This is a genomic window from Marinospirillum sp. (genome assembly GCF_014859565.1).
The window spans coordinates 1-7844 of record NZ_JACUUA010000155.1 but is presented as its reverse complement, the minus strand read 5'-3'; the positions used below and the strand labels follow the sequence as shown (position 1 = coordinate 7844).

10 protein-coding genes are annotated in these 7844 nt (G+C 53.4%); 4 read left to right on the top strand and 6 right to left on the bottom strand.

Annotated elements, in window-relative coordinates:
• The first annotated feature begins 189 nt into the window (after positions 1 to 189).
• Positions 190 to 975: a substrate-binding domain-containing protein gene (locus IBX50_RS14990; RefSeq protein ID WP_292257103.1), complete on the top strand. Its 786-nt coding sequence runs from the start codon at positions 190 to 192 to the stop codon at positions 973 to 975.
• On the opposite strand, the gene IBX50_RS14985 is transcribed toward IBX50_RS14990, so the two are convergent.
• The 6 genes from IBX50_RS14985 to IBX50_RS14960 are packed head-to-tail and all read right to left on the bottom strand — an operon-like array spanning position 966 to position 5310.
• A complete protein-coding gene (locus IBX50_RS14985; RefSeq protein ID WP_292257102.1) occupies positions 966 to 1787 on the bottom strand; it encodes a TOBE domain-containing protein in 822 nt (273 codons plus the stop codon). The two genes, IBX50_RS14990 and IBX50_RS14985, sit on opposite strands and share 10 nt — an antisense overlap.
• A 3-nt stretch (positions 1788 to 1790) precedes the next feature.
• Positions 1791 to 2633 (bottom strand): ModD protein, encoded by an 843-nt coding sequence (gene modD / locus IBX50_RS14980; RefSeq protein WP_292257101.1) that lies wholly within the window; start codon positions 2631 to 2633, stop codon positions 1791 to 1793.
• Entirely contained in the window at positions 2617 to 3249 is a 633-nt protein-coding gene (locus IBX50_RS14975; RefSeq protein WP_292257100.1) for an ATP-binding cassette domain-containing protein, read from the bottom strand. The genes modD and IBX50_RS14975 overlap by 17 nt, the downstream gene beginning before the upstream one ends.
• Positions 3224 to 4033, bottom strand: a complete 810-nt coding sequence (locus IBX50_RS14970; protein ID WP_292257099.1) for an ABC transporter permease — start codon at positions 4031 to 4033, stop codon at positions 3224 to 3226. The genes IBX50_RS14975 and IBX50_RS14970 overlap by 26 nt, the downstream gene beginning before the upstream one ends.
• Positions 4033 to 4794: a molybdate ABC transporter substrate-binding protein gene (modA, locus tag IBX50_RS14965; RefSeq protein WP_292257098.1), complete on the bottom strand. Its 762-nt coding sequence runs from the start codon at positions 4792 to 4794 to the stop codon at positions 4033 to 4035. The genes IBX50_RS14970 and modA (IBX50_RS14965) overlap by 1 nt, the downstream gene beginning before the upstream one ends.
• Before the next feature lie 24 nt (positions 4795 to 4818).
• A complete protein-coding gene (locus tag IBX50_RS14960; RefSeq protein WP_292257097.1) occupies positions 4819 to 5310 on the bottom strand; it encodes a TOBE domain-containing protein in 492 nt (163 codons plus the stop codon).
• A 298-nt stretch (positions 5311 to 5608) separates the two neighbouring features.
• Between IBX50_RS14960 and IBX50_RS14955 the strand changes: the two genes are divergently transcribed.
• From IBX50_RS14955 to IBX50_RS14945, 3 genes are read left to right on the top strand one after another with little or no spacing between them, the layout of a single operon-like run.
• A complete protein-coding gene (locus IBX50_RS14955; RefSeq protein WP_292257096.1) occupies positions 5609 to 6043 on the top strand; it encodes a TOBE domain-containing protein in 435 nt (144 codons plus the stop codon).
• 25 nt (positions 6044 to 6068) lie between these two features.
• Positions 6069 to 6836 carry a molybdate ABC transporter substrate-binding protein gene (gene modA / locus IBX50_RS14950; protein ID WP_292257095.1) on the top strand — a complete coding sequence of 256 codons (768 nt, stop codon included), beginning with the start codon at positions 6069 to 6071 and terminating at the stop codon, positions 6834 to 6836.
• 28 nt (positions 6837 to 6864) lie between these two features.
• Complete coding sequence (locus tag IBX50_RS14945) at positions 6865 to 7707, top strand: sulfite exporter TauE/SafE family protein (RefSeq protein ID WP_292257094.1); 843 nt, start codon at positions 6865 to 6867, stop codon at positions 7705 to 7707.
• Positions 7708 to 7844 lie beyond the last annotated feature (137 nt).

Genomic DNA, 7844 nt, shown 5'->3' with positions numbered 1-7844 from the left:
GGTGGATGATATTCCACCTTCACCCTGGCGCCTGGCCTGCCAGATGATCCTGCGCGATGAGGATGTGCTGGTGGAATACCCGAGTGAATAAGTGAGCAATCACTGCGCTCTCACAACTGCACCCATAAGGGTGCGGTTGTCCTACGTGGTCGCTTCATATTTCATATAGGTCCTCCAAGGAAAACTTAGATGTCACCCGAAACCCTGCGCCTGATCAGCACTATCAGCCCGGTGGAAGCCGGATTGGTTGATCTGCTGGCTAACAGCTTTAAACAAGCCACCGGGCACACCACTGAAATCACTGCAGCGGGAACTGGACAGGCTATGGACAAGGCACGTACTGGTGCATTTGATCTGCTGTTGGTTCATGCTCCACAACAGGAACAGGCATTTGTGGCAGCCGGACACGCCACCGGGCGCTACCCCTTGCTCTACAGTGACTTTGTGCTGCTGGGCCCTGAATCAGATCCTGCCAATATCCGCCAGTGCTCACCGCAGGTGGCCTTACAGCGCATTGCCGCTACTCAGTCAGCATTTCTCAGTCGTGCCGATGGCTCCGGCACTCACATTCGAGAACAGGAACTCTGGCAAGCTGCCGAGGTAAAACCTCAAGGTCAGTGGTATCGGACTTTTAATGAGGGACATCGGGGTAATCAGGCCACCTTGCTGGCCGCCGAGGCACAACAGGCTTACCTGTTGATGGATCGAGTCAGCTACCTCAGCCTAAAATCCCAACTCAGCCTGACCCTGCTGGTGGAACAACACCCGTTACTGGTGAATGCCATGGCACTGCTGCCAGTGAATCCAGAGCGGCATCAACCTCCGACCCGCCATACACTGGCACTGGCTTTTATCAGCCATTGTTGTAGCCTGCCTGTTCAAGAGCTAATCCGGCAGTTTCGGGCAGATGAAATGGGTGAGACCTTGTTTTTTCCTGACTCGGCTGCTTGGCATGCGTTGGCAGATCAGTCGTAGGTAGCCAGCATGATCTGTTCCGGATCAATACAGGCACAGGCCTTATCGCCGGGCTTCAGGTTCAGGGTCTTAAAGTCAGCTTCCGACATCAGTGAAACCAGGCTGCGTTCACCCGGCAGTTGCAGGATCACTTCCACCTGATCCCGACTGAGATTGATACCTTCCACCACACCCCAGAGCTGGTTGGCAAAACCCCGTGCCTGTTCCGGTTGGGTCACCAGCACCATGCTGTAGGCTTTGAACAAGGCAAACACTTCATCCCCCATGGATAAACCTAGGTATTCAGCGCTGGTTTTGGTGATCATTGCCACCAGCTCATGCTCATCGGTCAATTGCAGGTGTACCAGATAATCCAGACCACTGTCTCTCAGGCCTGATATACGTCCCGTGAACTGATTGCGGGCGCTGGTTTTCATTGCCATGCGGTGCATCAGGTGCTGAAACTCCTTCAGATCACCCTTGTGCATCTCGTTCATACCGGCCATTACCCGATCCAGCGTGGACTGATATTCAATTTCCAGTGCCCGGTACATCACCACCATACGCCGCCCGTATTCCGTCAGGCGTGTTCCACCGCCCTGACGCCCACCGGCAGAACGGATCACCAGCGGTTCAGGAGCCGTATTGTTGAGCAGATCAATGGCATCCCAGGCAGCCTTGTAGGATAGAGGTACCGCCTTGGCCGCCTGAGAAATCGAACCCAACTGGTCAATCTGCTCCAGCAGCCGAATGCGGGTATCCGACAGGGCAGCACCGGCATCATTTTCCAGCGACAGGCGGCTGATAAAGCGCTCGGAAAACTCGTAACTCATGGTTCAGGACTCCTGTATGGATACACTCACATCGCGCGGGGCCGCTGTATAGGGTGCGGAAGTGACCAGAATTGTAGCACCGCTTGCGGCATAAGCTGCGGCATTTGCTGCATTAATACCACCGGCTGCAGCCAGATGCACCTGAGGCCAAGCTTGCAGTTGTTGTGCCAGATGTCGCAGATCACCCAGGGTAAATTTTTCTGCCTGGATCACCTCCGCACCCCACTCAGCCGCTTTTAAAGCGTCCTGGATACTGGTCACCTCCACCACCAGACGCCGCTCCGGGCAACGTTGGCGCAGAGTCTGAATCTGTTGTTGCAAGGTTTCCGGCCCAGTAGCAAAAGCCCGATGTTCGGGAAACAACAACAGGGTTTCCGACAAACCACTACGATGCAACTGGGCACCTCCATCCCTGATGGCCTGCATCGACCAGCGGCGAGTGCCGGGTACAGCCTTGCGGGTACAGGCCACGGTGATATCCGGTGTCACCTTCGTAGCGGCGGCCACAATCTCGGCAGCACAACTACTGATGCCAGAAGACCATTCCACCAGAGTTTGGGTCACCTTCCAGCCTGCCAGTAATACCGGGGCTGAACCTTCTGCCCGCAGGATCAAATCACCCGGCTGCAATGCTGTTCCAGATGCCACTTCGGACTGCACCACACAACCCAGCAACTGCAACAACCGCACAGCTTCTTCCACGGCACTAACACACATGGCATGGCGTGCCTTAAACGTCATCCGCCCCTGCCGTTGCTGTAACGCTAGGTTGTCGGTGGTCAGGTCGCCATGCGGCAGGTCTTCCTGCAACAAGGCCAGCAGTTGTGCATCATTCAGGGTTTTCATGGATTACCTCATCCAAAGTCAGTATTCGATCTGCCAGAAACTCAGCTTCCTGCAAGTCGTGGGTTACCAGCAGGGTAGTGAGTTGCTGCTGTTGTTGTAATGCCCGGAAATCTGACCAGAGCGCTTGCCGATTGGCTGGATCCAGTCGACAAAAGGGTTCATCGAGTAATAACAACAGAGGCTGTCCAACCAGCGCCCGCGCCAGTGCTGCCCGTTGCCGCTCACCCCCAGACAGGTTTCTGGGTTTGCGATCAGCCCGGTGCTGAATGCGTGTCAGCGTCAGGATTTGTTCAATACGTGGCCGAAAAGCGCCTCGGTAACCACTAAAACACAGTGCTAACCAAAGATTACGGTACACCGTCAGATGCGGGAACAGATGCAAATCCTGACTCAGATAAGCTAGGGGTCGTTGATGGGTTGGCAAGTGCTGCAAGGCTTGTCCCTGCAACAGAATTTCACCGTCTCCGGGTAACAAACCGGCCAGACGCTTTAACAGTGTGGTTTTACCACAACCAGAGGCACCCAGAAGCACTACCAGCTCTCCGTGTTTCAAGCTGAAACTCAGAGGTTTCAGGCAAGAATGTTGCAGCTTATGAACGTCCAGCCAGGTGGTCATCACTTTCATCTCCCGCAGGGGTAGCCAACAGGCGTAACAGCAACAGAAGTACAAAGGCCAAGCTCAGTAATACCAGCGCACACGCTACAGCAATGCCCGTTTCTCCACTGGCAATATTAAGAAACACCGCCATCGGCAGGGTTTCGGTGTACATCCGTGTGGCACCGGCCAGCATCAGTGTGGCACCAAACTCGCCCAGTGCTCTTGCCCAGCCCAGCACGGCGGCAGTTGCCAGCCCACGGGCAGCCAGGGGTATTTCGACCAGCAGCAGTGCCCAGCCGGGTGACATACCTAAGGTGTTTGCCACTCGTGCGTAATCAACATCCACCGCCAGAAAAGCCGCCCGTGCACTGCGCACCACCAATGCACTGGCAACATAAGTCTGCGCCAGCACCACACCGGCGGGTGAAAATAACAGACTCACCCCAAACTGACTCAACACCTGACCACCAACACCTGCCTGCCCCAGAAAAAACAACAACCCCATTCCGGCCACCAGCGGGGGTGTCACCATCGGCAAATCCAGCAGGGTTTCCACCAAGGCTTTGCCGGGAAAAGCATAACGTGCCAACAAATAACCACTCGGCACACCCAGCAACAATGCCAACAGCACAGCCAATACCGAGGTTGCCAAGGACATGCGCAATGCAAACAGGGTTTCCGGGTCTTGTAACGCCTGCCACAGGCTATCCAATGGCAGGTAAGTCACCAGTGAACCTACCGCACCAAGAATGCTGATCACCAGAACCAGCAGTGGCAGACACAAGAGCCAGTACAGTCGCATTAAGGTGTGATCCGATGTTCCGGCAGGATATAACCCACCTTCTCAAACTGCTGGCGACCGATTGGGGAGCGAATAAAGTCGATCAGTTGCTGTGCCAGCGCTGGTTGTTGACTGCTTACCAACGCCCCCAGCGTGATACGTTCAGGTTCATAAATGGACAAGGGAATGTCCACCATTCGTAATTTTTCACCCTGCTGCAAAGCTGCTGTGCGCCCGATTAGTGCTGCATCCACCTCACCCTGAGCAGCATAAAGTGCCAGTTGTTGCACCGTGGTTCCCCTAACCACCACATTGGCACGAATTGCATCACCCAGTTTACTAGCATCCAAAATCGCTTCTGCAGTTCGACCCAGAGCCATGGATTGAGGATCACCCAGTGCCAGGCGTACACCGGGACGTGCCAGATCGTCAAAATGACGTATATCCGCAGCACGGGAAGGATGTACACCAATCACTGCGGTGTGGTAACCCAGATCATGAGCTTCTGTCATCTTGCCAGCCGCCTGCAAACGGTCGGTGTAAAAGTGAGTACCGGAGATGAATACATCACCGCGCCCGGTGGTTTCATAACGTGCCATCAGTTGACCCATACCGGCATACTCCACTCTCACCTGTGTGCCGGTTTGCTGCTCAAAGGCATCCAGCAAGGGTTGCACGGCGGGTCGCAAACCAGCACCCGAATACACCACCAGCGTTTCGGCCAGCAACACCCCACTGAACAACCAGCCTGCCAGCAGTAAACCTGCACTTAATCTTTTCATGTTTTATTCCTCATCTATATGGATTTAATCTTCCCACACCAGTGTCAGCAGGATCACCGATGAGGCACTGAACACTGCGCAGGCAGCATCTCCTTTATGCAAACGCTGCTGACGGCAGAAACCGGCATTCACCAGTGCAGTGATTTCCAGTCCCGGTGCAACCATCAAGGTGACTTCATCCCGTGCCTCACCTGCTGCAATATGAGTCACCTCACCCCACCACTGATTACTGACCTCCAGCTCCAGCTGAGCATCCAGCAGTAACTCCACTGAGGCGGCCTTGAACAATGCCGATACCACCCCGCCAACTTTCAGTCCCATGCCTTCAGCGCTGGAACGGGTCAGTAAGGCTTGTAATACATGGCCGGAAGGCAACAACAACCAGGTACGCACCAGCTCACCTTCTGTCACCACAAAAACTACCTGCCCGCTGTAATGATTGCGGGCACTGCTGGCAAAGCGTGCTTTCTGGAACTGGGGTTGTATCAGTGCCGAACTCAACGTTTTCATCATCATCTCCAGAGGCAGGGTTATATAAATTTGGTGATAGCGAAATGTATGCCAAAAAAACACTGCATAGCTCACAACCTAGCCCTGTGGAATAAACCACTAGCTTTAAGCCACAACTACAAAGCTTGCAGTGAAAGGAATCTGACATTTGTCGTATTCATAACAATGCAGTGGCAACAAAAACCACAACACCGGATGCAGAGCAACGTTTCACCTACCGCTATATAGGTATGGATACAATAAATGGGTTTCTGGCACTCTCCTTGCTAAAGCTCCCTCGTCAATCAACCAATCGGAGCAAGCCATGAAAACCTCAGCCAGAAATCAGTTACGCGGCAAGGTCAGTCAAGTCATTCGGGGTGTGATCAACAATCGGGTCATGATCGATATCGGTGAAGGGGTCGAGCTGTGTGCCCTGATTACTGATGCCGCCTGCAAGGAACTGGGGCTTGATCAGCAGCCTGGTAATGAAGTGATTGTGCTGTTCAAAGCGTCTTCCATTTTTCTGGTCGACCACAACGAGTCCTACGACTACAGCGCCAGAAACCAGCTGCAGGGTGAAGTGATCAGCATTGAAAAAGGTCCGGCCAATGCTGAGGTGGTACTAAAGCTGGTTAGTGGCCAGTTACTGACCGCCGTTGTCACCCGCAAGGCTGCTGATGAAACTTGGATACAGGTCGGATCCACAACACTGGCACTGATCAAAGCATCCCATTTAATACTGGCTGTACCACGCTGATTTTTATCAAACCGAGGAAAACCCCATGAAAAAACTAGGTTTATTTCTACTTTCAGTGGTTGTTACCCTGCTTACTTCTACCGCGCAGGCTGCTGAGCTGCGAATTGCCGTGGCTGCCAACTTCAACGGCACCTTGCAACAACTGGCAAATAGTTTTGAGCAACAAACCAACCACAAGGTAATCCTCAGTGCAGGTTCATCCGGCGCTCTTTATGCACAAATCCAGAACAGCGCCCCTTTTGATATCTTCTTTTCTGCCGACAGTCGCCGACCAGAACTGCTGGTGAGTGAAGGGCTGGCGTTGAGTGATTCGCTGTTTACCTATGCCATTGGTGTTCCAGTACTCTGGTCTGCTGATGACAAGCTGATTGACGCCGAAGGCAAGGTGCTACGCCAGAATCGTTTTCGTTACCTTGCTCTGGCCAATCCCGACAATGCCCCTTACGGTTTTGCGGGTCAGCAGGTGCTGACACAGATGGGGTTATGGGATCAACTGAATACCCAGCAGAAAATTGTGCGCTCTCAGAACATTGGTCAGGCACACAGCCATATTGCATCCGGCGCAGCTGAACTGGGTTTTATAGCACTTGCCCAGATTATGCACTCGGAATTCAAGGGCAAAGGTTCCATGTGGATTCCTCCAGCCAATAGTTATGATCCCATCGTACAAAAAGCCGTGATCCTGCAATCCGCCACGGATAAACAACTGGCAGCTGACTTTATGGCATTTATCCGTTCACCGGAATCCGCCGCAGTGATCCGCGAAGCCGGTTATGCCTTGGACAAAGATTGATTAATGATTTTTTAAAAGGGATAACTCAATGAAAAACCACTCCCCACCTCAGGCTTTTGTAACCGGGGCAGCGATTGGCAGTCTGGGCGGGCTGATTGGTCTGGGCGGGCTGATTGGTCTGGGCGGGCTGATTGGTCTGGGCGGTGCTGAGTTTCGCTTGCCTTTGCTGGTCGGTTGGTTTCAGTTCCGAATGCTGGATGCGATTGTTATCAACCTGCTGGTAAGTCTGTTCACGGTGTTTTTTTCACTGGTGTTTCGGGGTGGGCTGGTCGGGTTTGATGTGCTGCTGACCCACATGGATGTAGTGCTAAATCTGCTGGTTGGCAGTTTGGTTGGTTCTTGGTTTGGCGCAAACTTTGCATCCAGCTTGCCAGAGAGGCAATTAAAACACTGGGTGGTGGCACTGCTGCTGGTGCTGAGTCTGGTGCTGGTGACCCATCCACTGATCCATCAGGACTACGCCGGGCTGGAAGGTTTAACTGCCCTGCTGGCCGGTGTACTGGCTGGAGTGGTGATTGGTGTATTCAGCAGTTTGTTGGGGGTGGCCGGAGGTGAATTGACTATCCCCACTCTTCTGCTGATCTACGGGCTGGATATCAAAACGGCAGGCACCCTGAGCCTGATGATTAGCCTGCCAACTCTGCTGGTGGGGATCAGTCGTTATCACAAGAAGCAGGCACTACAACCCCTGCAGTTGCACCGCCACTTTATCGGCTGGATGGTAGCTGGTTCTGCACTGGGCGCACTGATTGGTGCTTGGTTGATGCAATGGGTGGGTGGTGCTCTGCTGCACCTGCTGCTGGGTTGCATCCTGCTAATTTCTGCTTGGAAGATTTTTCAACATAATCGTATTCGTCCTACAACGGCCTAATGCCCCAATGTGAGTACCCAAACGATGAAAAAATTACTGTTATTAACCCTGAGCCTGCTGCTCAGTACCACAGCCCTCGCCAGCGAACTGCGTGTAGCTGTGGCAGCCAACTTTCTGGGCACTTTAAATAAGTTAGC